The sequence below is a fragment of the Ruegeria sp. AB7 genome (assembly GCF_056542625.1).
Window position 1 is genome coordinate 257,418 of sequence record NZ_JBQGAC010000006.1, and the last position, 25,629, is coordinate 283,046.

Consider the following 25,629-nt stretch of genomic DNA (forward strand, 5'->3'; position numbering starts at 1 on the left):
GCGATGAGCATTCTGAGCTTCAAGAACGCCTCGAAATCCTTCGGTGAAGGTACCGCGCGCACGGATGTGCTGAAAAGCATCAATCTGGACGTGCAAGAGGGTGAGTTTCTGGTGATCCTCGGTTTTTCCGGCACCGGCAAAACCACCCTTATCAATCTAATGGCCGGGCTGGACACCCCAACCGGCGGAGAGGTCACCTTCAAAGGCACTCCGATCAAAGGGCCGGGCCCTGAGCGTGGCGTGATCTTCCAGAACTACTCGCTGATGCCCTGGCTGACGGTCAGTGGCAATGTGGGGTTGGCGGTGGATACGGTCTTTCCGGGTCTCAGCAAGACCGAGAAGGCCGAAAAAGTCGCGCATTACGTCAAGATGGTCGGCCTCAGTCACGCCGCGACCCGCCGCCCGGCAGAGCTGTCGGGTGGGATGCGCCAGCGGGTCAACGTGGCGCGTGCCTTGTCGATGAACCCCGAGGTTTTGTTGCTGGATGAGCCTCTGTCGGCGCTCGACGCGCTGACCCGCGCCAATCTGGCCGATGAGATCGAACATATCTGGGAAGCCGACAAGAAAACTTGTGTCCTCATCACCAATGACGTTGATGAGGCGATCATTCTGGCCGACCGTATCATTGCCCTGAACCCGGATGGCACGCTGGGGCAGGAATTCCGTGTCTCGATCCCGCGTCCGCGCGAACGCGCTGCGATGAACAATGACGAGACATTCAAACGCCTGCGCGCGGACGTCACCAAATACCTGATGGATGTGGGGATCGAGGCCAAGGTCGAAGGCTCGCGTATCCTCCCGGATGTCACCCCAATCCACGGTGTTCCAACGGCGGTGGCCGAGGCGCAAAAGGGGCTGATCGAGAACCGCTTCCTCGACTTCTCGCAACTGCACAAGGTGTATCCGACGCCCAAAGGCCCGTTGACCGTGGTCGAGGATTTCGACCTGAAGATCGATAAGGGCGAGTTCATCTCGCTGATTGGCCACTCAGGCTGTGGCAAGTCCACGGTTCTTACTATGGCGGCTGGGCTCAATGACATCTCGAAGGGTGCGATCAAGCTGGATGGCCGTCACGTCGAAGGGGCCGATCCCGAACGCGCGGTGGTGTTCCAATCCCCCAACCTGTTCCCATGGTTAACCGCCAAGGAGAACGTCGCGATTGGGGTGGACAAGGTCTATCCAAAGGCCAGCATGGCCGAGCGTCAGGATGTGGTTGAATACTATCTGGAACGCGTCGGTTTGGCTGACGCGATGGACAAATCCGCAAGCGACCTATCGAACGGCATGAAGCAACGCGTCGGCATCGCCCGTGCTTTTGCTCTGTCCCCCAAACTGCTGTTGCTCGATGAGCCCTTCGGCATGCTCGACAGCCTGACCCGATGGGAATTACAGGAAGTCCTGATGGAGGTCTGGTCCCGCACCAAGGTCACTGCGATCTGCGTTACCCACGACGTGGATGAGGCGATCTTACTGGCTGATCGCGTGGTGATGATGACCAACGGTCCGCAGGCAACCATCGGCAAGATCACCAAGGTTGAGCTGCCGCGTCCGCGCACGCGCAAAGCCCTTCTGGAGCACCCGGATTACTATGCTTACCGGCAGGAAGTCCTCGATTTCCTCGAAGAATATGAACATGGAGCCAAGCCAAATACACCCGCCCCCAAGGCGATTGCAGCGGAGTGAAATCATGAAGCAAAGACTTGTTGTCATAGGCGCGGGTATGGCCTCAGGCCGGGTGTTGGAACACCTGACCGACGCCGCGCCGGATACGTTCGACATCACCCTGTTCAACGCCGAGCCGCGCGGGAACTACAACCGCATCATGCTCAGCCCGGTACTCTCGGGCGAGAAAACCTATGAAGAGATCGTCACCCATGACGACGCGTGGTATTCCGCGCGGGGCATTGCCTGCCGCTTTGGTGAAAAGGTCGCGAAGATCGACCGCGAGATGAAGGTGGTCGAAGGTCAGAACGGCCACGTTCCCTATGACAAGCTGGTGATTGCGACCGGGTCTAACCCGTTCATGATCCCTCTGCCAGGGCATGATCTGGAGGGTGTGATTGCCTACCGCGATCTGGAAGACACCAAGCAAATGATGGGCATGGGCCCTGAAAACAAGGTGGTCGTGATCGGCGGCGGCTTGCTGGGGCTCGAGGCCGCCGCGGGTATGGCTGCCCATGGCGTTGACGTGACGGTGGTGCATATCATGGGCCACCTGATGGAGCGACAGCTGGACGAGGCCGCAGGCTACCTGCTGAAGAAATCGCTAGAAGACAAAGGCATCAGGATTTGCCTGCAGGCGAACTCTAAAGAAATCCTCGGACAGGACGGAAAGGTCCGCGCGCTGCTTCTGGACGACGGGACCGAATTGCCCTGTGATCTGCTTGTAATGGCCGTGGGTATCCGCCCCAACACAGCTCTGGCGCAAGAGGCTGGGCTGGCCACCGGGCGCGGTATCCATGTGGATGACCAGATGCTGACTTCGGATCCGGATGTCTTTGCGGTAGGTGAATGCGTCGAACATGACGGGGCGGTCTTCGGTCTTGTCGCGCCGCTTTACGATCAGGCAAAAGTGGCTGCGCAGGCTTTGTTGGGTGAAGAGGCTGCGTTTGCTCAGAAAACCCTCTCGACCAAGTTGAAGGTCACCGGCTGCGATCTGTTCAGTGCAGGGGATTTTGCGGATGGGCCGGGGCGCGAGGATATCGTGTTCCGCGACCCCTCGCGCGGGGTCTACAAACGGCTTGTGATTGAAGAGAACCGGCTGGTCGGCGCGGTCATGTATGGTGACACTACTGATGGCAGCTGGTTCTTTGGCCTCATCAAAGACGGCACCAGCGTAGAAGAAATGCGCGAGACGCTGATCTTCGGACCCGCATATCAGGGGGGCGACACTGCGGACCCTCTCTCAGCCGTTGCAGCATTGCCGCATGAGGCGGAGATTTGCGGCTGCAACGGCGTATGCAAAGGTGACATCGTCGAGGCGATCAATGCAGGGGCGGGTGATCTGGGCGCGGTGCGCACGACCACAAAGGCTAGCGCATCCTGCGGAACTTGCACAGGATTGGTTGAGCAATTGTTGCAGGTCACTCTGGGCGACGCGTTCCAGATGCCTGCCGCGCAGCCGGTCTGCGGATGCACCGACCTGACTCATGAGGATGTGCGACGCCTGATCAAAGGGCAGGAGTTAAAAAGTCAGGCTGCCGTCTGGCAGGAACTGGGTTGGACGACGCCCAATGGCTGCCATGTCTGTAGGCCCGCGATCAACTACTACCTGCTGGCCGACTGGCCGCTGGAATACCAAGACGACCCACAAAGCCGTTTCGTCAATGAACGCAAACACGCCAACATCCAGAAGGATGGCACGTTCAGCGTTGTACCGCGTATGTGGGGCGGGATCACCACGCCCGACGAACTGCGCGCCATTGCAGATGCGGCGGATAAATACGATGTTCCCACCGTCAAGGTCACAGGCGGTCAGCGGATCGATCTGCTGGGCGTCAAAGGCGAAGATCTGCCCGCCATGTGGTCAGACCTGAACAAAGCCGGGCTGGTCTCTGGCCACGCCTATTCCAAAGGTCTGCGCACGGTCAAAACCTGCGTCGGCACCGATCATTGCCGGTTTGGGACTCAGGACAGCACCGGGCTTGGCATAAAGCTTGAAAGAATCCTGTGGGGGTCGTGGACGCCGCACAAGCTGAAGCTGGCCGTATCTGGCTGCCCTCGAAACTGTGCCGAGGCGACCTGCAAGGACATCGGCGTGGTCTGCGTCGAATCTGGCTATCAGATCAGCATCGGCGGGGCCGCAGGGATGGATGTCAAAGAGACCGAGCTACTCTGTCAGATTCCCACCGAAGAAGAAGCGATCGAGATCGTGATGGCCGTCACGCAAGCCTATCGCGAAGGCGGCAAGTATCTGGACCGTTTATATAAATGGCTGGGTAAGGTGGGCATGGACTGGGTCAAGGTGCAGGTCGTGGACGACCATGAAAATCGCGCGGCCCTCGTCGCGCGGTTCGAACTGTCGCAAAACATCTACCGCAAAGACCCGTGGGCCGAACACGTCAAAGAAAAAGCGCAAACCTACGCGCCAATTGCAGATTTCACACTGGAGGCCGCAGAATGAGCTGGATCGACATCGGACATATCGACGAGGTTCCCTTGCGTGGGGCGCGTCTGGTCAAGACGCATATCGGCTGCATCGCTGTCTTCCGTACTGCCGAGGTGGAGGTCTATGCTGCGACTAACAGCTGTCCGCACAAGGGCGGTCCTTTGTCTGAGGGTATCGTGCACGGGCAGTCGGTGACCTGTCCTTTGCACAATTGGGTATTTGACCTGAATACGGGCGAGGCGCAAGGCGCGGATGATGGCCGCATCACCATCTATCCCGTGCGTATTAAAGACGACCGTATCCTGTTAGACGACAGCGCAGTTACCCGGCGGAGCGCCGCCTGATGGACGGAAGTGGTCTGCCTGAAGTTCGCTCGACTTGCGCCTATTGCGGGGTCGGCTGCGGTGTGCTTTTGCGGCCCGATGGGGCCGGAGGCTTGACCGTTCGCGGCGATCCGGATCATCCAGCGAATTTTGGGCGTTTGTGCTCGAAAGGATTTGCTTTGGGCGAAACAGTTGGGCTGGAACATCGCTTGCTGGCTCCTCGCGCCTTCGGCCGAGACACAAACTGGGACAACGCGCTGCAACTGGTCGCAGATCGGTTTTCTGCCGCAATCAAGAACCATGGACCGGACAGCGTGGCATTTTACGTCTCGGGGCAGTTGCTGACAGAGGATTATTACGTCGCCAACAAGCTGATGAAGGGTTTTATGGGGTCGGCCAACATCGACACCAATTCTCGACTGTGTATGGCGTCAACTGTGGCGGGACACAAACGCGCCTTTGGCACAGATACCGTGCCTGGGACTTATGAGGATCTGGATGAGGCTGATTTGGTTGTCTTGGTTGGCTCAAACCTCGCATGGTGCCATCCCGTTCTCTATCAACGCGTCATAGCTGCGCGTCAGGCGCGCGGTACGAAGATTGTGGTTGTCGATCCACGTCGAACAGCAAGCTGCGATCAAGCAGATCTTCACCTGGCGTTGCAACCCGGCAGCGACGTGGCGCTGTTCAATCGTCTGCTGACCAGAATTCACCAATCGGGGCATGTGGCACCGGATTTTCTGGATCGCAGCGTAGGGTACACTGAAGCCCTCGAACTCGCACAGCTTGATGATCCGGATGAGACCGGACTTACCCCAGGTGAAATCGAAGCGTTTTGCGATCTGTGGATTGGAACCGAGCGGGTTGTTACGATTTTCAGTCAAGGCGTAAACCAATCCTCCAGCGGAACAGACAAAGTCAACGCGATCCTGAACTGCCATCTGGCTACGGGGCGCATCGGACGCGCAGGGATGGGCCCGTTCTCGGTTACCGGTCAACCAAACGCCATGGGTGGTCGAGAGGTCGGCGGTCTGGCCAACATGCTTGCGTGTCACCTGGATATCGAAAACGAGGCCCACAGAGCAGCCGTCCGGGACTTTTGGAAAGCGCCCATCCTGCCAGAAAAGCAGGGGCTCAAAGCTGTCGACATGTTTCGCGCCGTTAAAGATGGACAGATCAAAGCACTTTGGATCATCCACACCAATCCAGCGGCCACGATGCCGGACGCCGATCGAGTCAAGACGGCGATCAAAAACTGCCCATTCACCGTTGTAAGCGACCTGACTGCCCAAACAGACACCGCGCGTCTCGCAGACGTATTGCTTCCAGCAGCAGGATGGGGCGAAAAAAGCGGCACAATAACCAATTCCGACCGCATGATCAGCAGGCAACGCGCCGTTCTGACCCCTCCGGGACAGGCACGTGCGGATTGGGATATCTTGGCCGAGGTTGGCCGCCGCATGGGTTGGGCCGAGGCCTTCAGCTATGAGTCTGCGGCGCAGATTTTTAGGGAATATGCGAACATGTCCTCGCTTGCCGTCTCATTTGGCAAAGACTTTGAGATTGCTGGCTTTTCGGACATCAACGACGAAGATTATGATGCGATGTGCCCGACACGATGGCCCACGGCATCGCGGAAAACTGACGGTCGTTTCTTCGGAGACGGGCAGTTTTTTCATCCCGATGGCAAGGCGCGGTTTGTGCCGGTCACCCTTCGAGCGCCCAAGGCAGAGCCATCAGAACGCTACCCTTTCCTGTTGAACACAGGGAGAAATCGGGATCAGTGGCACACCATGACCCGATCCGGATTGTCGCCTCGTTTATCGGCCCACCTTGCCGAGCCCTATTTGGAAATGAACCCGAAGGACGTTGATCAACTGGGGCTTGGTCCTGCCGATTTGGTCGAAGTTAGCAGTTCAGTCGGCAGCGGCATATTTCGGCTTCGCATTACGGAATCTATTGCGCGTGGCAATGTGTTTGCGCCCATTCATTGGACCGGAGAAACGGCACCGTCGGCCCGTGTAAACGAGATAATTCCTAGTGTAACTGACCCGATTTCTGGTCAGCCGGAAAGCAAATCAACAGCGGTATCTGTTCGACGTATGAGAGCAGCATGGTACGGTTTCGCCGTTTCAGCCGATGCAGCGTTCCCTGAAGCAGAATATTCGGCGACAGCCAGAACAAACAACGGCTATAGGATGGAGTTGGCAGGGAACCAGATTATTGAAGACTGGGAAAGGACTGCTCGCGTTTGGTTTGGTTTACCGGATGCGATGGCGACTTCGGTAGAAGATCCCAAACGCGGCTCTTATAGAATTGCGCTGTCAGACGGTCAGCGCATTCTGGCAGTGCTCTTCGTCTCGCGCCGACCTATCACCCTGATGCGAGACTATTTGGCAACTTTGCCTGAGGTAACGCCTCAGCAGATTCTGTCTGGCCAGTCATCTGTTGGTTCTGAGGACTGCGGGCCAATCGTCTGTTCGTGTTTCGAGGTCGGATTAAAAACCCTTATCCGCGCCATTCACGACAAGCGTTTGATCAATATGGACGATATCGGAGACGCCCTTAATGCGGGAACGAACTGCGGTTCATGCCGGCCAGAGTTGGCTGACTTGATCGCCGAGCATTCGAAATTGATCAGCAATAAGCCTAAGAAATGCCCGCATGAACAATTGGGGTAGTCTCAAGGTTCTTGATGCAGGACTGCAGTCTGTTTTGGTTGAGCAGAAATTTTCTTCTCTGACGCCACGCGCAATTGCAATGATACCGATCGACCAACCGCAGTTCAGGGCCGCGCTCGGAAGCGAGGCGACAAATGTCGCTGTTCGTTGAACAGGTTTGACAGATACTCGGTTGTCTGAGACGCTCCCAACACTCGCAAAGGATATTCTGACAATGGACCAGCATACTTTCTGATCCCGCCGCGCGCTGACCTAAATGGCAGAATGCGCACCGAAACACTCCTGCGGAGGACTCTGACAATGGACACACGACGCTAGCCCCTTGTGGGCATTCGTAGTCGTGCATCTGCGCGACTTAACCTTCTTTTTGTCATGAGGTGCAATATGCCCTTTAAGCCACCAAAAATCGCCCTTGTGCGAACCCTTCCTGCTGCGGAGGACACATCGAAATCTGCGAATCGTGTGAAGACCAAAGCCAAACCGCCGCGTGACCTGCGCATGAAAATGCCACGACGAACGGCCAAGAGGATGAACATGCCCGGGAAAGCGGGCGGTCGTTAGAAGCTGGTGCGGGGTGCGTTTTTTTTGCCCCGCACTTCTAATCTGAATGGCCAACGGAGAAGCGCGCACTAGAGCGTGCATTACAACCCAGTGTTTGAATTGAAGGTCGGTGCGGAACGGTTCGCGCGAAACTCTAGTATAACCGCTCAATTTATGCAGGTCTACGCTGGCGTTTGCGGCCAAGACAGCCTGTCTGACTTCACGCAACGTGACATCACCAACTTAAATACGCGATCGCTGATCAAGGCGGCATGCACTTTGCGGGGGTTCGCTGACGCATAGTCACTGTGCGTTTTGCGCTACTGGTGAGACTGATCCGATTTCCCACCTATGTCTCGAAAGGAGACGACCGATGCTCGATAAATACACTATCCGCCAAGACGATATGCCGAAAGAGATGCGGTTTCTCTTGGAAAAATACCCGCGCGACAGCTGGGATGCGCACCCTGGGTTCAAAGAAAAAACCAAGCATTGGCTCGGCGCACACCTGATGTTCCACCACTTGGCGGAACGTATTCGATTGGACACGGAAAATGTGTTGAACAACGATTTGGGGTTGGACGATTATGCTGGGCGGCTGTCCCACTATGGCGGCAACCTGGTCGGGAGCCTGCATGGTCATCACGGCTGGGAAGATCGTAGCTATTTCCCTGAATTGTCGACTGCAGACCCGCGATTTGATGCGGGGCTTGAGCTTCTGGAACAGGATCACGCCGATCTGAACAAGGTGTTGGATGATTTCACCCGCGCAGCGAACCGTGTGATCAAACTGTCTGCTCTGGATGAGGCCCAAGCCTATGATGAGACCGGGCAGCTCCATGCGACAAGCGAAGCGATCAAAGCGTTTCTGGAACGCCACTTGAGTGATGAAGAAGAATTGGCCGTACCAATTATCTTGCATCACAGACTCAGAGGATGATGCTGACGTCATGACCGACACATCTACTGAAGAAGACCAGACTGCCATCACTGAGCGCCGCGCACGGGGTGAATTTGTGCGCGGCGTCAGCGGCTTTCGCCACTCCGTTGGCGATCCGGATTTTCCTGCAGAACCCAACCGATATCACCTGTTTGTGGCGCTGAATTGCCCGTGGTGTCATCGCGTGACCTTGGCGCGCAGTGTTCTGGGGTTGCAGGACGGCGTCACGATGGATGTGGCATTTTCCAACCGCACTGGCAAAGACGATCCAGAAGGACCGAACCTGTGGGAGTTCGCACCCAACCGCATTGCTTCGCTCACAAGCGAGACCTTGCCAGAGTGCACCGGAGAGACCGGAACTGGCAGAGGACTGCGCCTTGCCAAAGATATTTACCGTGCCGAAGGCTCCGAAGAACAATCCCTGCCGATCCTTTATGATAAGAAATCAGGCCAAATCGTGAGCAACGAAAGCGCCGAAATTATCCGCATGTTGGATGCCTCTGCAGAGTCCCTTGGCGGCACCATCCCAGCAAAGAGGCACGTGAGGCTTTACCCGGACGACGAAGCACTGCGCCAACACATCCATAACTTGAATGACTTGATCTACACTGCGATCAACAACGGCGCCTACAAGGCCGGATTTTCGTCCGATCAAACGATCTATACGGCAGCATTTGACGCCTATTTCGAGGCACTTGAACAATTGGAGCAGCTCCTTTCTGATGGCAGGCCTTTTTTAACCGGCATTCACTTCACAGAGGCCGACCTGCGCCTGTTCCCTACGCTTTATCGCCATGATCCCGTCTACTATGTGCGGATGAAGCTTAACGGAGCGCGGATATTGGACTACCCATACTTATGGCGTTGGCTATGCCGTGTGTATGCACTGCCTGGCGTTGCAAACTCCGGATCCCTTGTGCATTGCCGCCAGGGATATTTCGGGCGCAGTTGGAATGGCGTTGTTCCCCGAGGGCCATCTAAACCAATGTCTTACCCTGAGGCCTATCTACGCCCTGATCTCGCAGTGCTGAAGGCATCGTCAGTTTAGTTTTTCATAATCTCGACCTTGAAACTGACATTGCTGCAAATGCAGCAGACTTGTTTTGCAAACGCAGACGAAGCGCGACCGTCTTCAAATGTTACTATTTTAGGGTCAGGATGCCTTGATTTTCGCTTGCTGTATGGTTCACGGCTCCTAAAGCGGTGCGGTGACATAAGAGACCTCTATCAGCTAACCGACGAGTAGATGGCGAAGCTCGCCCCCTTCTCCACTAAGTCGCACGGCAAGCCTCGGGTTGATATCAAACGGGTGTTGAGCAAGAGCGCTGGCTATGATCCTGACCCCAATTTATCTTCCGCAGGCTTGCGGGCTACGGCCAGTTTCGTAAGTTGAGCGCCAGCATCAGAGAGGGTATGGAATGAGCTGGACCGAATATCTCGACACACACCAATCGCGCTTTGTTGAAGAGCTGTGCGACTTCATTCGTATTCCATCGGTATCAGCCAAACCCGAAAACGCGGGCGATGTTCGAAAGGCCGGGCAGTGGGTGGTTGATCGGTTGGTTATGGCGGGAATGGAAAACGTTCAGATGATGGAGACAGCAGGTCATCCGGTGGTCTGTGCCGATTGGCTGCATGCCGGGCCGGATGCGCCTACAATCCTGATCTATGGCCATTTTGACGTGCAACCAGCCGAACCATTTGAGCTCTGGTCCTCGCCTCCGTTCGAGCCGACGATCCGCGGCGATCGGATTTACGGGCGTGGGGCGACCGACGACAAGGGTGCAATGTTAATACCGATCCTCGCGGCTGAGGCATTGCTGGCGAAGACTGGGAAGCTGCCTGTGAACGTGCGGTTTTTCTTTGAGGGCCAAGAAGAGATCGGATCGCCCGACCTTCCGCCCTTTATCGAGGCGAATCTCGACCGACTTCAGGCCGATATGATCTTTTCAGCCGATGGAAGTCAGTGGGATACCGAGACGCCGCAACTGGTTCTGGGTCTGAAAGGGCTCACCTCACTTGAGATCTCGGTTCAGAGCGCGAAATCCGATCTGCATTCTGGCATGCATGGCGGCGGCGTCGCAAATCCCGCGATGGCGCTTGCCCAGTTGCTGGCCAGTATGAAATCGACCAATGGTCGGATCACGGTGAATGGCTTCTACGACGATGTCATCGAGCTGACCGATGAAGATCGCACGGCAATTGCGCGGGTGCCTTGGGATGAAGCGGCCTATCTTGCCCAGACTGGAGCACCAGAGACCTTGGGCGAGCCAGGATATTCCACACGTGAAAATCTGTGGGCACGTCCGACGCTTGAGGTCAATGGGCTGACCAGCGGTTGGCAAGGGGAAGGCACAAAGACCGTTTTGCCCGCGGTTGCTTCGGCTAAGATCACGTGTCGCTTGGTCGCCAATCAGAGTCCTGAAAAGATCTTTGATCTGATCTCCGCCCATGTCGAGGCCGAATGCCCGCCGGGTGTTACCGCTCAGGTATCGCGCAACCCTGGGCGCGCGGACCCATTTCTTGTACCTGCTGGCCACAACGCAACTGCCATCGCGGGTCAGGTTCTCGAAGAGGTTTACGGCAAACCCGCTTATAAAACCCGCGTTGGTGGCTCGATCCCTGTGATGTCGACCTTACTGGACGAACTGGGTTTGCACGCTGTCATGTTTGCCTTTGGACATGAGGATGAAAACCAACATGCACCGGACGAGTTTTTCCGTCTGCCAACCTTCAGACGCGGCCAAACAGCTTACGCGCGGTTGATGGAACTGTTGGGCGAATAGTGCTAACAGCCAACATCGGTTCAACCGTTTTCACAAGCTTCCGACATCACTGCATGAGCGCGATCTATGACATGCCGCACCTCAGCAAGAAACCGATCTTCATGATGCGTGACGAGCCATTGATCATGTTCCAGATCGTCAATCAAAGGTGACACTGGTATCAGGCCCGGCTGCGTGTTTCCAATGAAAGTTGGCAGAACCGCTCGGGCAAGACCTGCATTTGCAAGCTCAAGCGCATTTTGTGGCGCCGTAACTTCGATGGCGTCGTCCTCTTGCGAATGCTCTCTCACCCATCTGGCCGAGGGTGTTTTGGACATCACGCGAACCCAGGTCGAAATGCTTTCATCCGCAGCATAGACTCCAAACCGAACTCGCCCGATCTTGCGACCGGCCAAGCCTATCTCTTCTGGCCGGTGATTTCGAATACCAATCGCGGCTTCCCTGTGCCCGATGTTCAGTAGGTCTTCTGACGAGATGAAACGCAGCCGAACTGACATTGATCCCGTAAGTCTTCCGACAGCGCTGATCAAAATCCTTGTCACCCAGGTCCCGGCCGAAATTTTGACCAACGGTGGTGAGGTGGCAAGGCCGCTTTCCGTGACAGGTAGGACACGCGCTTCGATGCTTTCGACTTTTTTCAACAGCGCTTGTCCGTCCTCAGTCAGATCGTACCCACGCGGTTTACGGTGAAACAACTCAGTTCCCAGATTGCGTTCCAACTCGATCATGCGCCGACCCAGTGTGGGTGCGCTCTTGCCGGTCTGTTCAGCTGCTGGCCCAAGCCCGCCCGCTCTGGCAACCGCAAGAAAAAGCCGCAGGTTGTCCCAGTCAAAGTAGCTTTCATACATGAAATGAAACTTACATTTTATATTGTTGATGAAAAGACTGTGATGGCGTTTCTTCTGAAGTATCAGTCAGGAGACTCACACATGAACTTTCTCGAAACCGAAATCTCACCCCTTGGCATGGGGTGCTGGCCGATTGGTGGCAAAATGTATTGTGGCGAGCAGTCGTTGGGTTACACCCGATCGGACGACGGTGTCTCCATTCGTACAATCCACGCCGCATTGGATGGTGGAATCACACTTTTTGACACCGCTGCCGCCTATGGCGCGGGGCATTCGGAACGTTTGTTAGGCAAAGCGCTCAAGCATCGACCCGACACCCTGATTGTCACAAAGATTGGGGTTGGGATCGATGAAGCGAGCAGGCAGATTTCATTTGACCCCTTCACCCCAGCTCAGGTTGGCCCTGCCCTAGATGGGTGTCTGTCGCGGCTGGAACGGGATCGGATTGATCTCTTGCTGTTGCATGTGAACGATATGCCAATAGACCAGGCCGAGGCCGTGTTTGACGAACTGGACCGTTTAAAAGAGGCGGGGAAGTTGCGCGCCTATGGTTGGAGCACTGACTATTCCCAAAACGCCAGGACGGCCTCGTCCAGGGATGGTTTCAAGGCGGTCGAATACGTGATGAACGTCTTTTTCGATGCGCCTCGCATGCAACAGGTTGTCCAAGAGGAAGGACTGTTGTCCCTTATCCGCTCACCACTTGCGATGGGGCTGCTTTCAGGGAAGTACCATCAGAATACCGTTATCGCATCGGATGATGTGCGCGCATCCGGCGAAAGCTGGATGGAGTACTATACGGATGGCAGGGCAAATCCAGACTTCATGCGACAACTCGATGCGGTTCGCGATTTACTGACTACAAATGGCCGAACGCTTGTGCAGGGGGCTCTCGGGTGGATTTGGGGCCAATCTGAAACATACATACCGATTCCAGGCGCTCGGACAGAAGAACAAATTGAGGGTATTTCAGCGGCATTGACCTTCGGTGCCTTGCCGGTTGCAGCAATAAACGAAATAGAAAGCTTGATAACGCGTAACCCCCACGCCCCAGACCGCCCTAGGTAGCTTTCAGAACTGTATCGATACTGTGCGCTTGCCGCCAATGTCGGCAACGCGGGCTGCCAACGCAGCATTTCAATTTTCTGTTCAAGGTCTGCTATGGGCCTAACCCGTCTAAACGCTGCTGGTGACTTTCAACGCCGACATTCGCAAAGCGGACAGCAATCCGATCAAGTGTTTCTTGTTCTTTGCGCTGTACTTGGCCGCTGTTGAAGAGCGCTGGATAAAATCCGCGTACTGATCAACAGTCAGGTCACAGCTTTCAATCGCACTCGAATACGGCTCCAGGACACGCGCGATGATCTCGGTGTTTCGCTTTGCGCCGGCCTCCAGCTCATTCTGACTTGTCGAAGTTACGCCAGCGATGATGTCCTCGGCATTGGGCGAAGACTGCAAGAAATCATAGTGCTCAATTACGGCATATTTGAAGACGATATCAAGTTGTGCTCCAAGTCCGTCAGCTTTTTTAAGACCGGCCTCGATATCCAGAACGACTCTGTCTGCCAGCGACCGGATCGTGGCCCGCAACACCTCGTCTTTGTTCGCGAATGCCTTGTAAAGAGTTTGACGCGAGATACCCGCCTCTTGGGCGATGTCGCTCATACCCGTTCGCTTCACGCCGTAGCGAAGAAAAAGTCGTTTCGCGGCTTCGAGGATATAGTCGTGGCGATCTTCCATGATTTACATATTGACAAATGAGCGCTTAGTGTCAATGTTGACAGTCACTCACAATATGTCAACTTGTCAGGATGCGAGATGTCTGGACAATCTGGAAAAGTCGCAATCGTCACCGGTGCGAACAATGGCATCGGATTTGAAACAACAGTCGGTATGGCCGAAGCAGATTTTCACGTCGTCATGGCGTGCCGCAGCCTCGAAAAAGCCGAAGCCGCCAAAGCAAACGTTCTTGCGCGGATCCCGTCCGCATCACTTGAGATTCTAGTGCTGAACCTCAGCGATTTTACCTCGGTTCGCGCGTTCGCTGAGGTTTTCCGAGCCCGGTACTCCACGCTGGATGTGCTGATAAACAACGCGGGTATTCTGCTTTACTCAGCTCAAACAAATGCTGATGGTGTCGAGTTGCAATTCGCAACCAACCACCTGGGACATTTTCTGCTGACCGCACTGCTGATCGACATGTTCCTGGACGACCCCGCATCACGGATCGTCTCGCTTTCCAGTATCGCCCACAAGAACGCGAACATTCACTTTGACGATCTTGCATGCGACCGGGACGGTGGTGTCGCTTACGGTCAATCAAAGCTCGCCTGCCTTCTGTTCGGCGACGAACTGGACCGTCAACTCAAGGCTTCGGGCAAGTTGCTGAAGTCGCTAACTGTGCATCCGGGCGGGTCGGACTCCGGTCTGTTCAACGATTTGGACGAAGAAACGCGCGCTAACATGAAGGCACAAGTCGAACAACTTCTGCACTCCAATGAAGACGCTGCGAGGCCATCTCTGTTCGCCGCTTTGTCTGATCAGGTCAAAGGCGGCGAGTACTACGGCCCTACAGGCCCCGAAGAAATGAGTGGCAAGACCGGAATCGCGATCCGCAATCCAATTTGCGAAGACCACGGTTTGACCGAACGTTTGTGGCGTCTCTCGGAAGAGATGACCGACCAGACATTCACGATCTGAGGGACGGGGATGAACAGGTTCATGCAGCGACTCTCGCGGGGGTTCGAGTATCTGATCGTGCTCGCCTCAGCTATCATGTTGGGCTGGGGACTTCTCGGGTTTCTTGAATACTTCACCGGGCTGGCGCCGCTTATGCCTTTGCAAAACGCGACCTTTCCGCCGGGCATGCAAACTCTCCATTGGATTTTGATCACCGCTTCGGGTGCCACCTATCTGGCCGGATACGTCCTGCGCTGGAGCGTCACTCCGATTGCCATGCTGGTCATGTTCACCGCGCTTGCCACGATGTGTGCTGTGCAAACCTTAGACATGTTGGAAAATCCGGATCGCTACCGGAACTTCGCCCAGGAATGTGTCAATTACATCATCATCTCGATCTACCTTTTTCGATCCAAGCGCATGCGGGATCGTTTTGGGCAGATCACAATTCAGGGCGGGGATCGCGTATCACCACAGAACGCCTGAGACCTCAAAGGAAGGATTGTCATGGAAACCGGATCATCGGAAAAAGTGAGCCTCTCACATTACAAAATCCACACCGATATTGTGATCGATGCGCCGCCGGACGTGGTCTGGTCGGCGTTGACCGACACGCCAAACTACAAGGACTGGGCGGCGTTCCTTGTGGGCATCCACGGAGAGATCAAGGATGGATCGACAATCACCGTCGACTTTCAGCTTGATTCATCAAAGAAGAAACTGACCACCTTGGATCATACCATCTCGGTCGTGCAGGGGACGGAGTTTTTCTGGGCTGAGAAGGGGCCGGGTGGCATTCGCGATAACCACCACTTTTGTGTTGAGCCGTTGGAGGGTGGCAAAACTCGCTTCTTACAATCCGATGAAATCATGGGGGGCATCACTTTCCTGATGGGCGGACGATTGGCAAAGATGTATGTGGAAGGTTACCAAGCTTTCAATCGCGGCTTGAAAGCCGAGGCAGAGCGCCGTGCCCAATCCACCTGACAAGACAACACGACCACTTGGACGCGTCTTGCTGACCGGTGCGACGGGGATGGTGGGTTCCTCGGTACTTGCGGCATTGCTGAACGAAAAAACTGCGCTCGAAATCGTGTCACTTGGGCGCAGGCCATGCAATATGAATCAACCAAAGCTGACCGATGTGAGGTTTGCAGCATTCGGCGATACCCAAGCCATCGAAGCCTATCTTGATGGCATCGACACCGTCTTCCATTGCCTTGCCACTTATTCCGCGCGCGTCAGTCGAACAGAATACGAGGAAATCACAGTCGATTGGATGCGCGCTTTGCTGGTGGCTTGCGAGAGGTCTGCGCCCGGTGTGACGTTCTGCTTGTTTTCCGCTCAAGGCGCTGGGTCTGTTGGCGGCGGCATGTCCTTTGCTTTGAAGATTAAGGGCGAAGCGGAGAGCAAGCTATTTGCATCTGACCTCGAAAGGAAATTCGCCTTTCGTCCAGGCTATATTGCGCCGTCGGGGCCGAGGAACACGTGGAAGAAGGGTGATTATCTTCTCAAACCGCTCCAAAGGCTGATGCCGTCCATCGGTGTAACTTCCGATGAATTGGCTCATGCCATGCTTCAAACTGCGATGCACGATCCTCGTCGTACTGCTGTTCTTGAAAACGGTGAGTTGCGTACATTGCTCGGATGAGGCTGCGGTTGCGCCTCGAGTTGTTTAGTTTTCAACAGAGGTCTTTCAATTCCCGATTCTGGGAAGCCTCAATGCAGCATTCAAATCCCGCACGGACGGCGGCTCTGGGCCGCCTTCAACCCAACCGTTTCTTGAACCTTAAAGTGGCCGCCAACAATCCGAATGCCGCAAATCCAATCATCCAGAGAATTCCCCAGCGCAACTCGTATAGCGACGCGTCACGCAGGACCACGCCGCGGATCATGTCCATAAAATGAGTGGCGGGCAGAACCTGAGCAATCATCTGGACTGGTTGCGGCATGCCGTCGAAGGGGAACATAAAGCCCGACATCAGGATCGATGGCAGCAGAACAAAGATAGTCATCTGCATTGATTGCAATTGGTTCTGCGCAAGCGTGGAAATCACCAGCCCAAGCGACAGGCTGGCGATGATGAACAACAAAGTCACCACAAGCAAAGTGCCCAATCCGCCGTTTATCGGGACATCGAAAAGGACATGCCCGAGGCCGAGGATGATTGCGACCTGTATCAGGCCCAGAAAGATATAGGGGATGATCTTCCCGATCATCAGTTCGATCGATTTGATCGGGGTGTTGATCAGCATCTCCATATTGCCCCGTTCGCGTTCGCGGACGATGGCGGCTGAAGTGAACAGGATCATCGTCATGGTCAGGATCACGCCGACAAGACCTGGCACGATATTGACTGCTGATCGCTGTTCAGGGTTGAAGTAAAGCGTCACCTCGAAGGTAGGCACCTGCCGGTTTGGTGGTTGTTTCAGCAGTTCTGTCAAAGGCATCGTGCGCAGGGATTTGATTGCGCTGGCCACCATCGTGTCCGAGCCATCGACGATCCAATGGGCAACCGGTCGGCTGCTGGTCTTGTCCGTTGCGTTGGGCAGGCCCAGCCCGACAGACGGGCTTCGGGCAAGGCGTTGGCTGACGTCTGATGGGATGATAAGCGCGGCGCGCACGCGGGATTCAGTGATCGCGCGCTCGGCTTCTAGTGGGGTTGTTAGATGTTCGGTGATGGTTACGACCTGCGTGGCCTGAACGATCTGCGCCAATGTTCGGGACAACTCGGTTCCGGACTTGTCCACCAGTGCGACAGGCACATGGCGCAGGTTGGTGTTGATCGCATAGCCAAACAGCAGCAGTTGGATCAGGGGGATCATAATCACCATGGCAAAGGTCATCCGATCCCGCCGAAGTTGTAGCAGCTCTTTCTTCAATACAGCAGCGATGCGGCGTGGCGAGATCACTGTTTTGGCCCCCGTGTGGCGCTGACGAACACGTCTTCCAGATTTGGTCGCTGCGGGGTCAGGGACAGGTCGGGAAACGCAGCAAGTTGGCCGCGCAACATGTCCACCGGCTGAGGTTCGGATTTGTCCACCAGCACACGCAGCCGCGATCCGACTTGCGCGGTCGACAGGATCATGGGCTGGACGTCCAATGCGTGTTTGACCTTGCGCAGGTCCGGGCCTTCAACTTCGACAACATCGGCCTGCAGATCATCCATCAACTCACGCGGAGAGCCGTCCGCCTTCTTCACCCCGTGTTGCAAGATCGCCAACCGGTGGCAGCGTTCGGCCTCGTCCATGAAATGGGTCGAGACGATCATCGTCGCGCCCTGATCGACCAGATCGAACAGCTGTTCCCAGAAAGTGCGTCGGGTTTCGGGGTCAACGGCCGAGGTCGGTTCATCCAGAAACAACAGTTTTGGTCGGTGCATGACGGTCGCTGCAAGGGCGAGTTTTTGTCTTTGCCCGCCGCTCATGCTGCCGCTGAGCTGATCAATGTTGGTTGTCAGGTCATAGGTGTGCAGCAGTTCTTCAATCCGGTCCTTGGCCGACTTCACTGGAATGCCATAAATTTCTGCCGCGAACCGAAGGTTCTCCAGCACTGTCAGGTCGCGGTAATACGAGAAGATCTGGGTCATGTACCCGATCTCATTTTTTAACTGCTCAGCCGCTTCGGGCATTGATCGGCCCAAAACCGAAATTGCCCCGCTGCTGGGGGTCAGTAGGCCGGTCAGCATGCGCATGGTGGTTGTCTTGCCGCAGCCGTTGGGGCCGAGAAACCCGTATATCTGGCCCATTCGGATTTCGAGGTCCAGATTGTTGACTGCGGTGTTTTCCCCAAACCGACGGGTCAGCCCCTGCGTCGAGACGACGATTTCACTCATGGCATGGGGACCTGCACTGGCACTCCGGCGGGCAGGTCGGGTGTTGCAGTGGGCAAGTCAATCTCGGCCAAATACACCAGGCGCGTGCGGTCGTCCTTGTTCAATCCGTAATAGGGGGTGAAGGACGCGTCGTCGCTGATCCAGCGGATCACGCCGTCCAGCGGATCGGCCAGCCCGTCAATGCGTACTTCCAGCGTGTCGCCGGGTTTCAGATTGACGCGATGCGGCTCGGGCACATAGACGCGCGCGTAAGGCGTCTGGCCCGTGACCATCACGGCAACCGGGCTGCCGGATGTTACCCGCTCGCCCAAATTCCACGGCAGGGAATCCAGCACGCCGTCGCGGGTGGCCGTAACCGTCAAGTCGTCCAGAACTGTTTGCTCGGCGGAAACCAACGCTTCGGCGGCCCGTACGTTGGCTTCGGCAACCGCCAGGTCTTCGGGTCTGGTCCCGTTCTGCAACTCTTTAAGCGATTCCTGAGCGCTGGCCAGTTCAGCTCGCGCGGAATCGCGCAGGGCCAGATCATTTGCTACCTGCGCTTCGGTCACGACCGAGTTTTCGACCAGTCTGGCGTTTCGGTCATAGATGGCTTCGGCATCGGCAAGGCGTGCAACAGCGCCCGCGACTTTGGCCTCGGCTATCGCAATCTCCTCCTCTCGCGGCCCCACCTGCAGCTTCAGAAGCGTGGCCTGCGCCTTTTCCAGTTCAGCCTGCGCCAGTGCCAGTTTTGAGCTTTGCAATGTTGGATCAAGCTGAACCAGCGTGTCGCCTGCCTTGACCACGGCACCTTCGGCAATAGGCAAATCGACGACGATTTCGCTGGCTGTCGCGGTCAAGGCCACCCGGTCGCGCGCCAATACGCCCAAAGCGACGCTGGTATCAGACCCGGAGCACCGGTCCAGAAAGGCGGGCAGTACAGCCGCTAGAATCAAAGGGATGGGGGTCGTCAGATTCAACAGGGTTTCCCTCCGGTGTTTGGCCTTTGAACGTATTGGGTGATAGTTAAAGCATAAAATCAGGAAATCTGATTTATGTATACGGCTCAGCCGCTACACGTGGCAGCACGGGGTCATGCGGGCAATCGCGCCAACCACTCCTCCAGCTTTTCTCCGATCAGATGGGGGTTATCTTCCTGTAGGAAATGAATGCCTTTGCCGATATCCACCGCTTCGAGGTTCTGGATGGTCTGATGGCACCAGGCGACCTCTTTTGTCCCGATGGTGCCTCCGGGCGTGGCGTGGAACATCAGCATCGGGGTTTGCGTTTCTCCCAACCAACGGCCGTAGGCGCTGACGATCTCATGAACGTCAGAAGGCGTGCCATCGATCGGAATCTCGCAAGGCCACACACGAACCGGCTTGCGACTTCGTGCTGTGGGAAAGGGCGCACGGTACTGCGACATTTCTTGCGGTGCCAGATCACGTACTATGGCGCTTGGCAGGATTTTCTCGACGAACATATTCAGGCCCGAGATCATCATCCATCCCAGACCCGGCGTCCGCATCAAGCGAAACCCGGTGCGGAAATCGGGCGGAAATCCCGCCCAACTCATCGGGCGGACCACGCCCTCCATGAACACGATGCCGCGGATGTTCTCGGGATGTCGGTGCGCATAGTGAAACCCCAATGCCGAGCCCCAGTCATGAATGACGAGCGTTACGTCCTCTAACCCCAGCGCCTCGATGAATCCGTCAACGTAGGGAACGTGGTCGACAAAGCGGTAGGGAATATCCGGCTTATCCGATTTGCCCATACCGATCAGATCCATCGCGATAGCGCGGCCCTGCCCGGCGGCATAGGGAATGATGTTGCGCCACAGATAAGACGAGGTGGGATTGCCGTGCAGAAACAGAACCGGCGAGCCGTCGCCTTCCTCGACATAGTGAATGCGCTGCCCATTCACCTCGACATATTTCGAGTCAAACGGGAAGTCGGCTGAGATCTCTTGTTCGGTACTCATTGAGCCACTCTTTCTGCATTGCAAGTCTCTTCGATCAGGCCCAGCGCCTCACCATACCACGCAGGTCGGGACGACCAGCCAACGATCGCGTTGACGGATTGGGACGGCGGGCAGGACAAGCTGCCAACGGGGACAATCAGAATCTTGCCGTTTTGAGTCTCGAATGGCAGCGTCGTCCCGCAGTTCCGGCAGAACACCCGGCGTACTTGGGAATTGGGCACGTCGAAGGTGGTCAGCATGTTTTTGCCTTCCAGCCATTCGATCTGATCGGGCGTGGTGAACGCATTCGCAACATGGGCCGAGCCCGAGGCCTTCTGGCAGAAGCTGCAATAGCAGAGTTTGAAGGCGGCCATGTTTTCCCGCACCCGATAGCGCACCGAGCCACAGATACATTGGCCGTCGATCGTGTTTGGGTGACTCATCTGAACACCTCAGCCGCGATAGGCGAAATAGGAGTGGACAGAGGCCGTAAAAGTCAGGCCCAAGCTGATGATCGCGATGATAAAGCCGATGACCGCCGTTGCCGGGATCGAGACCAGAAAATCAACGGCAATCGCTGCGCGGATACCGACCAGGCTGCGCCTGAGGATGGATGCGATGATGCAGGCAAAAGTCACCATATATCCCAGCATCGTATAGAGCATCAGGTTGGCGGCTTGGGGGCCTGCCAGTTCTCCGACCTGCAGCCCGTAGAATTTGAACGCGGCGAAGAAGCCAAGGGCCAGCAGGATTTTCAGCGCGTTCAGAATGAAGATGGCGCGCAGTGTTACGGGCTTTGAGGCCCCGGTTGTCGGGTCGATGGCGGTCATGTCAGGTCTCCGTTTGACGTGGGGCCACGCGGCATTTGCAGCCGCGCGCCCGCAATGCTATCCAAGTGGATAGGAATTTATTACTATCCATGCGGATAGAAAAAGCAAGGAGAAATCTGTGGCGCGCAAACGCAAGACGGATCACGACAGTGCTGTGGCAGGCGCTTTGGACCTGTTTTGGCGGCGGGGATACCATGGTGCCAGCACGCGGGAACTGGAGCAGGAGACCGGGCTAACTCGGTTCACACTGCAAACCACCTATGGCGGAAAAGAGAAGTTCTTCCTAAAGACACTTGATACTTATCTGGACAATGCCGAGGCTCGGCACTTCCCCGACCCCGACACCTATTCGCTGAATGACCTCAGCGATTGGTTCCAGGGTATCGCCTCGGCAGAACGTATGCCGAAGATCGAGGATGCGGGGTGCCTTGCCTTCAATTCGATCAGTTCGTTTCACCGCACTGACCCCGAGGTGAATGCCCGAATCGAGAGATACCTCACCGCCTTGGAAAGACGGTTTGCTGCGATCCTCAGCCGCGCCAAAATTGAAGGGACCGTGCACATCGATGTTGACCCGGATGAGGCGGCAAAGCTGCTGATCGGCCTGTTGCTGGGACTTCATACGATCATGAAAGCCCGGACATCCGACCAGTTCCCAAGGAGCTATGCAGACGCGGCGGTTGGGTTGATCAATGGGTGGAGAAATTTGTAAGCGATGAAATATGCAGGCGTGATCGGCTGCCATAATCTGACATCAAAAGACTAACACTCGAACGAACGTGATATCTAAAGCACGCAATGGGAAACAATTAACGTGACCACCTGCAGCGCGAGCATTACGCGTCTGTAGCGAATGTCTGGAAGTGCGCTGCCATTGCAGCATGTCCAGTGGCCGCTTTGGACCGCTAGTTAGCTCCCCGACCATATGCTACTGCGGAAGCCTGGCGCTATGAAAACCGGAGTGCGTGCGTCTATTGGTCGAGACTTTTCACCGTCTGAGACGGCAACTCCGCATAGGATGCGTCATAGAAATAGGTCAGCCAAATCGACCACCCATCGAAGAGTATATCGGAAATCCCACGCGAATGAGACCCGACGCTCAGCGGATCTACGGACCCATCAGTTTCAACGCGCAAGAGCCTCGCATTCGGGTACTTCTCGTGACCCCGGTAACCCCCGACAACAATTGTGCCGTTCACGACTTCAACGGATTCCAAGTTACCAAAGCCGGTTGAAACAGCTACAGCAGTATCTCCGTTGCCTGAATGCGGAACCCAATACAAAGCGCTGTCCCAGGCGTCGTCGCTGCCCCAGGACACAGCGTAAATACCTGTCTCTGCGATTGCAAAGCGGGCGAGACCACTGATGCGCAAATCGCCGAGGTGAGGTTGAATTTGTCCGGTTTGGGCTGCGACCGATAGGAATGCGCCGCGCCCAAAATCACTCACAAGAAGGGTGTCGTCGTCGAGGGCTTCGATATCGTAGAGAAAAACACCATCGTCATCGAGAGCCTGACGCCAGTTTACCGTGCCATCCGAAGCGGTAGAAATGACCTCATTGCCATCCACAATGACAATCTGGTTGCCGGAACGCACCATCCCTGTTGGGTTGCGCAGACCTTGCCCATCCGAGAGTTTGATTTCTTCGGTCGCGCCATCAGGAGTGAGCTTGTAGAGCCCGCCGTTAGTGGCGTCTGAGCTGAACTCTTCATCTGGCCCACCCGGTCCAATCGATACGGCATAGACATCATTTCCCATCGGCAAAACGGCTTCGGTAAAGGGCGGCAGCTCCTGTTCGGCGACAACAGGGAAGGCCGTGGTGCAAGTGACCAATAACGAAAGAACTTTCATCTCAAATAATTCTCCGGTGTATCTATGCTTTGATGTTGCCGCCCGTTTTTCCGGCAATGATTGTTCCGGGGCGGCGTCAATGAACCGAGCGGTTTGCATCAAAGGGTTCAATTGGAGGCAAGAAAGTGCGGAGCCAGAGCATTGACGGCGGCATCAATGATCAACGGGTCTTCGTAAAACTGAAGCTGGTTGGCGCCGTCGATCCAATACAGCGTCTTCTTTTCTGACGCGATTTCTTCAAAAATGCGGCGGGGAATGACCTGACCGCTTGCAGCTCTGTCGCCATGGATCATCAATACAGGCAGGTTCAGTTGAGGGGCTGTTTCGTCGATCCGCCAGCCCCAAATGCCAGCTTCGCTCATCGCGGTGATGCGGTTTTCCCAACCCCCTTTGAAAGTCAGCCAAGGGGCCCTGTTATCCCATGGTAGGTACCAGTCTGCGATGGCAGTTGCGGTCAGAAGGGCATCCTCAGAGCCGACGATCGGGATGTAGCTTACTTCCCCCGTTTTTTCGAATTCGGTGGCTGCTTTGGCCGCGCGATCTATGCGTGCTTCAACCTCGGCATCACTGCCAAGGTACATTCTGGCGGTTTCCTCAGTTAGATAGTGGCCCGCGACAACCCCGAGAGAGGCCACGCGACCGTCTGTCACCGCTGTTTCAATCGCCCAGTTGACACCCTGACAGATCCCGAGAAGATGAAGCCGGTTTGCGTCGATGCCTTCTTGGTTTGCGAGAAAACCGAGGGCGGCTTGGCAGTCTTCAACCTTGGCTTCACCAGACTCGTAGCGTCGGGGTGAGCCCGAGCTTTCTCCGTGATAGCGTGGATCGAATATCAGAACTGCCAGCCCGCGTGATGCCAGGCGGGTTGCATATTGCACCGGTGACTGTTCCTTGACGAATGCAACAGGGCCGATGATCACAACTGCCGGGTGAAGTCCTTCCGAAGCAGGTCTCAACAACTTTCCAACAAGGGTTTCCCCAGAGCTGTCAAAGGACACTGTTTCAACATCATAAGAGCCAAATGCCGATTGATCTGGGTCACCGGATGCCTCCGCTGTGCTAGCGCGGGCGGCGAAAGCTCCGCTCAAGGATGTTGCAATCGCGATTGAGTTGAACATGCGTCGTGTAATCACTGCTGCTGCCCTTTCGTATACAGTTTGATGGTCTCGACAACCAAACGATCTTGGATCGAGCGCCCCGATCTGGGGGGGGGGGCGCCCGGTTAGGCTTCACTTGTCAGTTAACTCGCGACGGGCATAATTGGGATGACGCAAACAGCATGATGAGCATGCAAAAAATGAATGACATTTTAACTTCTCTGGATGTTAGGACTCTACGGTTCCTGCAGCTCCTGCTTCGCACAAGCAGCGTGACACGCACGGCAATACATCTGGGGATCAGCCAGCCCGCCGCCAGTCGAATACTCGCCCGGGTACGCGACCTTATTGGAGATCCGGTGCTGATCCGAACGCAGTCCGGATACCAATTAACGGATCATGCTCTGGGCTTGAATGAACCGGTCGATGCTGCCCTGTCAGCGATAGCTGACGTCTTCCAGCCTTCCGCCTTTGATCCAGCACAGTCCAACTATTGCTACCGCATCGCTTCGACAGATTACGGCGTCGCGGCTGTCCTGGGACCCATGATGGAGGTCTTTGCCGTTACCGCACCAGCAATAAGGTTCGATGTCTCGCCACTGGTGCCGCAAAGCTTTACCGATTTGGAAAAAGGAGCAATTGATCTGCTGCTATACGCGGATTTGGATGCCAGGAACGATTTACTTGTTCAGAAGCTATTTGATGAAACCTACGAAATCCTGTTCCGACAAGGCCATCCGCTTGAAGAACATGCGTCATCAAAACGGGCACTTACTCCGCAAGACGTTTCGGCTTACCGGTTAATCGAGTTCAGTTTTCCGGGCACTTCGGGTCTGAAACCCGATACGATCATGAGGGAAAAAGGAGATGGTTCGAATGCTGTGTTCCAGCAGCCTTACTTCACCACATTACCTTTTTTGGTAGGACAGACGGATGCAGTTGCAGCTGTCCCCAAGCGGCTGGCAAAGCAAGTCCAGAAATTGACCTCTCTTTGTTCAGCTCCGTTTCGGCCGAGTTGTGGCTTCCCTTATTTTCTTGTCCGCCACGAGCGCAGCCGCTTCAATCCAGCGATCAATTGGCTAAGGGAACAAGCATTGGAGATCGCCAAGTCCGACTGATCAGATGTTCGAGCTGGGATGATAGTTTGCACGTGAGATCTTCGAAGTACACAAA

At 55.7% G+C, this 25,629-nt stretch carries 24 protein-coding genes; 14 read left to right on the forward strand and 10 right to left on the reverse strand.

The window, feature by feature from the left end:
• Positions 1–3: 3 nt before the first annotated feature.
• The 7 genes from ACR0EN_RS16605 to ACR0EN_RS16635 all read left to right on the forward strand — a co-directional run bounded on the left by ACR0EN_RS16605 (position 4) and on the right by ACR0EN_RS16635 (position 11,378).
• Positions 4–1,683 carry an ABC transporter ATP-binding protein gene (locus ACR0EN_RS16605; RefSeq protein ID WP_170818972.1) on the forward strand — a complete coding sequence of 560 codons (1,680 nt, stop codon included), beginning with the start codon at positions 4–6 and terminating at the stop codon, positions 1,681–1,683.
• A gap of 4 nt (positions 1,684–1,687) precedes the next feature.
• Positions 1,688–4,123 (forward strand): nitrite reductase large subunit NirB, encoded by a 2,436-nt coding sequence (gene nirB, locus ACR0EN_RS16610; protein WP_170818973.1) that lies wholly within the window; start codon positions 1,688–1,690, stop codon positions 4,121–4,123.
• Positions 4,120–4,452, forward strand: coding sequence for a nitrite reductase small subunit NirD (gene nirD / locus ACR0EN_RS16615; RefSeq protein WP_170818974.1), 333 nt, complete (start codon positions 4,120–4,122; stop codon positions 4,450–4,452). Before nirB ends, nirD begins: the two co-directional genes overlap by 4 nt.
• Positions 4,452–7,112 carry a nitrate reductase gene (locus ACR0EN_RS16620; RefSeq protein WP_170818975.1) on the forward strand — a complete coding sequence of 887 codons (2,661 nt, stop codon included), beginning with the start codon at positions 4,452–4,454 and terminating at the stop codon, positions 7,110–7,112. The genes nirD and ACR0EN_RS16620 overlap by 1 nt, the downstream gene beginning before the upstream one ends.
• A gap of 913 nt (positions 7,113–8,025) precedes the next feature.
• Positions 8,026–8,592 (forward strand): hemerythrin domain-containing protein, encoded by a 567-nt coding sequence (locus ACR0EN_RS16625; RefSeq protein ID WP_170392824.1) that lies wholly within the window; start codon positions 8,026–8,028, stop codon positions 8,590–8,592.
• Positions 8,593–8,602: 10 nt separating this feature from the next.
• Positions 8,603–9,640, forward strand: coding sequence for a glutathione S-transferase C-terminal domain-containing protein (locus tag ACR0EN_RS16630; RefSeq protein ID WP_480587864.1), 1,038 nt, complete (start codon positions 8,603–8,605; stop codon positions 9,638–9,640).
• 370 nt (positions 9,641–10,010) lie between these two features.
• Complete coding sequence (locus ACR0EN_RS16635) at positions 10,011–11,378, forward strand: dipeptidase (RefSeq protein WP_170392826.1); 1,368 nt, start codon at positions 10,011–10,013, stop codon at positions 11,376–11,378.
• A gap of 20 nt (positions 11,379–11,398) precedes the next feature.
• Here the strand turns inward: ACR0EN_RS16635 and ACR0EN_RS16640 are convergent, their stop codons facing one another.
• Positions 11,399–12,226, reverse strand: coding sequence for a LysR family transcriptional regulator (locus ACR0EN_RS16640; RefSeq protein ID WP_170392827.1), 828 nt, complete (start codon positions 12,224–12,226; stop codon positions 11,399–11,401).
• Positions 12,227–12,343: 117 nt separating this feature from the next.
• Here ACR0EN_RS16640 and ACR0EN_RS16645 point away from each other — a divergent pair, with 117 nt between their 5' ends.
• Positions 12,344–13,294: an aldo/keto reductase gene (locus ACR0EN_RS16645; RefSeq protein WP_255612150.1), complete on the forward strand. Its 951-nt coding sequence runs from the start codon at positions 12,344–12,346 to the stop codon at positions 13,292–13,294.
• Between the two features lie 108 nt (positions 13,295–13,402).
• Here the strand turns inward: ACR0EN_RS16645 and ACR0EN_RS16650 are convergent, their stop codons facing one another.
• A complete protein-coding gene (locus tag ACR0EN_RS16650; protein WP_170818978.1) occupies positions 13,403–13,966 on the reverse strand; it encodes a TetR/AcrR family transcriptional regulator in 564 nt (187 codons plus the stop codon).
• A 78-nt stretch (positions 13,967–14,044) separates the two neighbouring features.
• Here ACR0EN_RS16650 and ACR0EN_RS16655 point away from each other — a divergent pair, with 78 nt between their 5' ends.
• Genes ACR0EN_RS16655 through ACR0EN_RS16670 form a run of 4 tightly spaced genes read left to right on the forward strand, consistent with a single transcriptional unit; the run spans position 14,045 to position 16,556 of the window.
• Positions 14,045–14,926 (forward strand): oxidoreductase, encoded by an 882-nt coding sequence (locus ACR0EN_RS16655; protein ID WP_170818979.1) that lies wholly within the window; start codon positions 14,045–14,047, stop codon positions 14,924–14,926.
• Positions 14,927–14,947: 21 nt separating this feature from the next.
• On the forward strand, positions 14,948–15,391 hold the full coding sequence (locus ACR0EN_RS16660; protein WP_170663969.1) for a hypothetical protein: 444 nt from the start codon (positions 14,948–14,950) through the stop codon (positions 15,389–15,391).
• Between the two features lie 21 nt (positions 15,392–15,412).
• The gene (locus ACR0EN_RS16665; protein WP_170818980.1) at positions 15,413–15,892 is read left to right on the forward strand and encodes an SRPBCC domain-containing protein; all 480 of its coding nucleotides are present in this window, start codon (positions 15,413–15,415) and stop codon (positions 15,890–15,892) included.
• A 28-nt stretch (positions 15,893–15,920) separates the two neighbouring features.
• Complete coding sequence (locus ACR0EN_RS16670) at positions 15,921–16,556, forward strand: NAD-dependent epimerase/dehydratase family protein (RefSeq protein ID WP_480587868.1); 636 nt, start codon at positions 15,921–15,923, stop codon at positions 16,554–16,556.
• A 115-nt stretch (positions 16,557–16,671) separates the two neighbouring features.
• On the opposite strand, the gene ACR0EN_RS16675 is transcribed toward ACR0EN_RS16670, so the two are convergent.
• The 6 genes from ACR0EN_RS16675 to ACR0EN_RS16700 form a co-directional block, all read right to left on the reverse strand.
• A complete protein-coding gene (locus ACR0EN_RS16675) occupies positions 16,672–17,817 on the reverse strand; it encodes an ABC transporter permease (protein WP_170597677.1) in 1,146 nt (381 codons plus the stop codon).
• Positions 17,814–18,740, reverse strand: coding sequence for an ABC transporter ATP-binding protein (locus ACR0EN_RS16680; RefSeq protein WP_170818982.1), 927 nt, complete (start codon positions 18,738–18,740; stop codon positions 17,814–17,816). Before ACR0EN_RS16680 ends, ACR0EN_RS16675 begins: the two co-directional genes overlap by 4 nt.
• Positions 18,737–19,696 carry an HlyD family secretion protein gene (locus ACR0EN_RS16685; protein WP_480503697.1) on the reverse strand — a complete coding sequence of 320 codons (960 nt, stop codon included), beginning with the start codon at positions 19,694–19,696 and terminating at the stop codon, positions 18,737–18,739. Before ACR0EN_RS16685 ends, ACR0EN_RS16680 begins: the two co-directional genes overlap by 4 nt.
• Before the next feature lie 113 nt (positions 19,697–19,809).
• On the reverse strand, positions 19,810–20,700 hold the full coding sequence (locus tag ACR0EN_RS16690) for a haloalkane dehalogenase (protein WP_480587871.1): 891 nt from the start codon (positions 20,698–20,700) through the stop codon (positions 19,810–19,812).
• Positions 20,697–21,122, reverse strand: a complete 426-nt coding sequence (locus ACR0EN_RS16695) for a GFA family protein (RefSeq protein ID WP_480587874.1) — start codon at positions 21,120–21,122, stop codon at positions 20,697–20,699. Before ACR0EN_RS16695 ends, ACR0EN_RS16690 begins: the two co-directional genes overlap by 4 nt.
• 9 nt (positions 21,123–21,131) lie before the next feature.
• Positions 21,132–21,509: a hypothetical protein gene (locus ACR0EN_RS16700; protein WP_480587877.1), complete on the reverse strand. Its 378-nt coding sequence runs from the start codon at positions 21,507–21,509 to the stop codon at positions 21,132–21,134.
• A gap of 118 nt (positions 21,510–21,627) precedes the next feature.
• Here ACR0EN_RS16700 and ACR0EN_RS16705 point away from each other — a divergent pair, with 118 nt between their 5' ends.
• A complete protein-coding gene (locus ACR0EN_RS16705; RefSeq protein WP_170392839.1) occupies positions 21,628–22,221 on the forward strand; it encodes a TetR family transcriptional regulator C-terminal domain-containing protein in 594 nt (197 codons plus the stop codon).
• Between the two features lie 259 nt (positions 22,222–22,480).
• Here ACR0EN_RS16705 and ACR0EN_RS16710 read toward each other — a convergent pair whose 3' ends face one another.
• Both ACR0EN_RS16710 and ACR0EN_RS16715 read right to left on the reverse strand, forming a co-directional pair.
• The gene (locus ACR0EN_RS16710) at positions 22,481–23,359 is read right to left on the reverse strand and encodes a hypothetical protein (protein WP_480587880.1); all 879 of its coding nucleotides are present in this window, start codon (positions 23,357–23,359) and stop codon (positions 22,481–22,483) included.
• 107 nt (positions 23,360–23,466) lie between these two features.
• Positions 23,467–24,315, reverse strand: a complete 849-nt coding sequence (locus ACR0EN_RS16715) for an alpha/beta hydrolase (protein ID WP_170661728.1) — start codon at positions 24,313–24,315, stop codon at positions 23,467–23,469.
• A gap of 341 nt (positions 24,316–24,656) precedes the next feature.
• Here ACR0EN_RS16715 and ACR0EN_RS16720 point away from each other — a divergent pair, with 341 nt between their 5' ends.
• Positions 24,657–25,574, forward strand: a complete 918-nt coding sequence (locus tag ACR0EN_RS16720; protein ID WP_480587884.1) for a LysR family transcriptional regulator — start codon at positions 24,657–24,659, stop codon at positions 25,572–25,574.
• The last annotated feature ends 55 nt before the right edge of the window (positions 25,575–25,629 follow it).

What these genes read in the sequence shown, in the direction of transcription:
- ACR0EN_RS16605 (WP_170818972.1), top strand. Translation starts at nt 4, where the DNA reads ATGAGCATTCTGAGCTTCAAGAACGCCTCGAAATCCTTCGGTGAAGGT.
- nirB (WP_170818973.1), top strand. Translation starts at nt 1,688, where the DNA reads ATGAAGCAAAGACTTGTTGTCATAGGCGCGGGTATGGCCTCAGGCCGG.
- nirD (WP_170818974.1), top strand. Translation starts at nt 4,120, where the DNA reads ATGAGCTGGATCGACATCGGACATATCGACGAGGTTCCCTTGCGTGGG.
- ACR0EN_RS16620 (WP_170818975.1), top strand. Translation starts at nt 4,452, where the DNA reads ATGGACGGAAGTGGTCTGCCTGAAGTTCGCTCGACTTGCGCCTATTGC.
- ACR0EN_RS16625 (WP_170392824.1), top strand. Translation starts at nt 8,026, where the DNA reads ATGCTCGATAAATACACTATCCGCCAAGACGATATGCCGAAAGAGATG.
- ACR0EN_RS16630 (WP_480587864.1), top strand. Translation starts at nt 8,603, where the DNA reads ATGACCGACACATCTACTGAAGAAGACCAGACTGCCATCACTGAGCGC.
- ACR0EN_RS16635 (WP_170392826.1), top strand. Translation starts at nt 10,011, where the DNA reads ATGAGCTGGACCGAATATCTCGACACACACCAATCGCGCTTTGTTGAA.
- ACR0EN_RS16640 (WP_170392827.1), bottom strand. Translation starts at nt 12,226, where the DNA reads ATGTATGAAAGCTACTTTGACTGGGACAACCTGCGGCTTTTTCTTGCG.
- ACR0EN_RS16645 (WP_255612150.1), top strand. Translation starts at nt 12,344, where the DNA reads ATGGGGTGCTGGCCGATTGGTGGCAAAATGTATTGTGGCGAGCAGTCG.
- ACR0EN_RS16650 (WP_170818978.1), bottom strand. Translation starts at nt 13,966, where the DNA reads ATGGAAGATCGCCACGACTATATCCTCGAAGCCGCGAAACGACTTTTT.
- ACR0EN_RS16655 (WP_170818979.1), top strand. Translation starts at nt 14,045, where the DNA reads ATGTCTGGACAATCTGGAAAAGTCGCAATCGTCACCGGTGCGAACAAT.
- ACR0EN_RS16660 (WP_170663969.1), top strand. Translation starts at nt 14,948, where the DNA reads ATGCAGCGACTCTCGCGGGGGTTCGAGTATCTGATCGTGCTCGCCTCA.
- ACR0EN_RS16665 (WP_170818980.1), top strand. Translation starts at nt 15,413, where the DNA reads ATGGAAACCGGATCATCGGAAAAAGTGAGCCTCTCACATTACAAAATC.
- ACR0EN_RS16680 (WP_170818982.1), bottom strand. Translation starts at nt 18,740, where the DNA reads ATGAGTGAAATCGTCGTCTCGACGCAGGGGCTGACCCGTCGGTTTGGG.
- ACR0EN_RS16690 (WP_480587871.1), bottom strand. Translation starts at nt 20,700, where the DNA reads ATGAGTACCGAACAAGAGATCTCAGCCGACTTCCCGTTTGACTCGAAA.
- ACR0EN_RS16695 (WP_480587874.1), bottom strand. Translation starts at nt 21,122, where the DNA reads ATGAGTCACCCAAACACGATCGACGGCCAATGTATCTGTGGCTCGGTG.
- ACR0EN_RS16700 (WP_480587877.1), bottom strand. Translation starts at nt 21,509, where the DNA reads ATGACCGCCATCGACCCGACAACCGGGGCCTCAAAGCCCGTAACACTG.
- ACR0EN_RS16710 (WP_480587880.1), bottom strand. Translation starts at nt 23,359, where the DNA reads ATGAAAGTTCTTTCGTTATTGGTCACTTGCACCACGGCCTTCCCTGTT.
- ACR0EN_RS16720 (WP_480587884.1), top strand. Translation starts at nt 24,657, where the DNA reads ATGAATGACATTTTAACTTCTCTGGATGTTAGGACTCTACGGTTCCTG.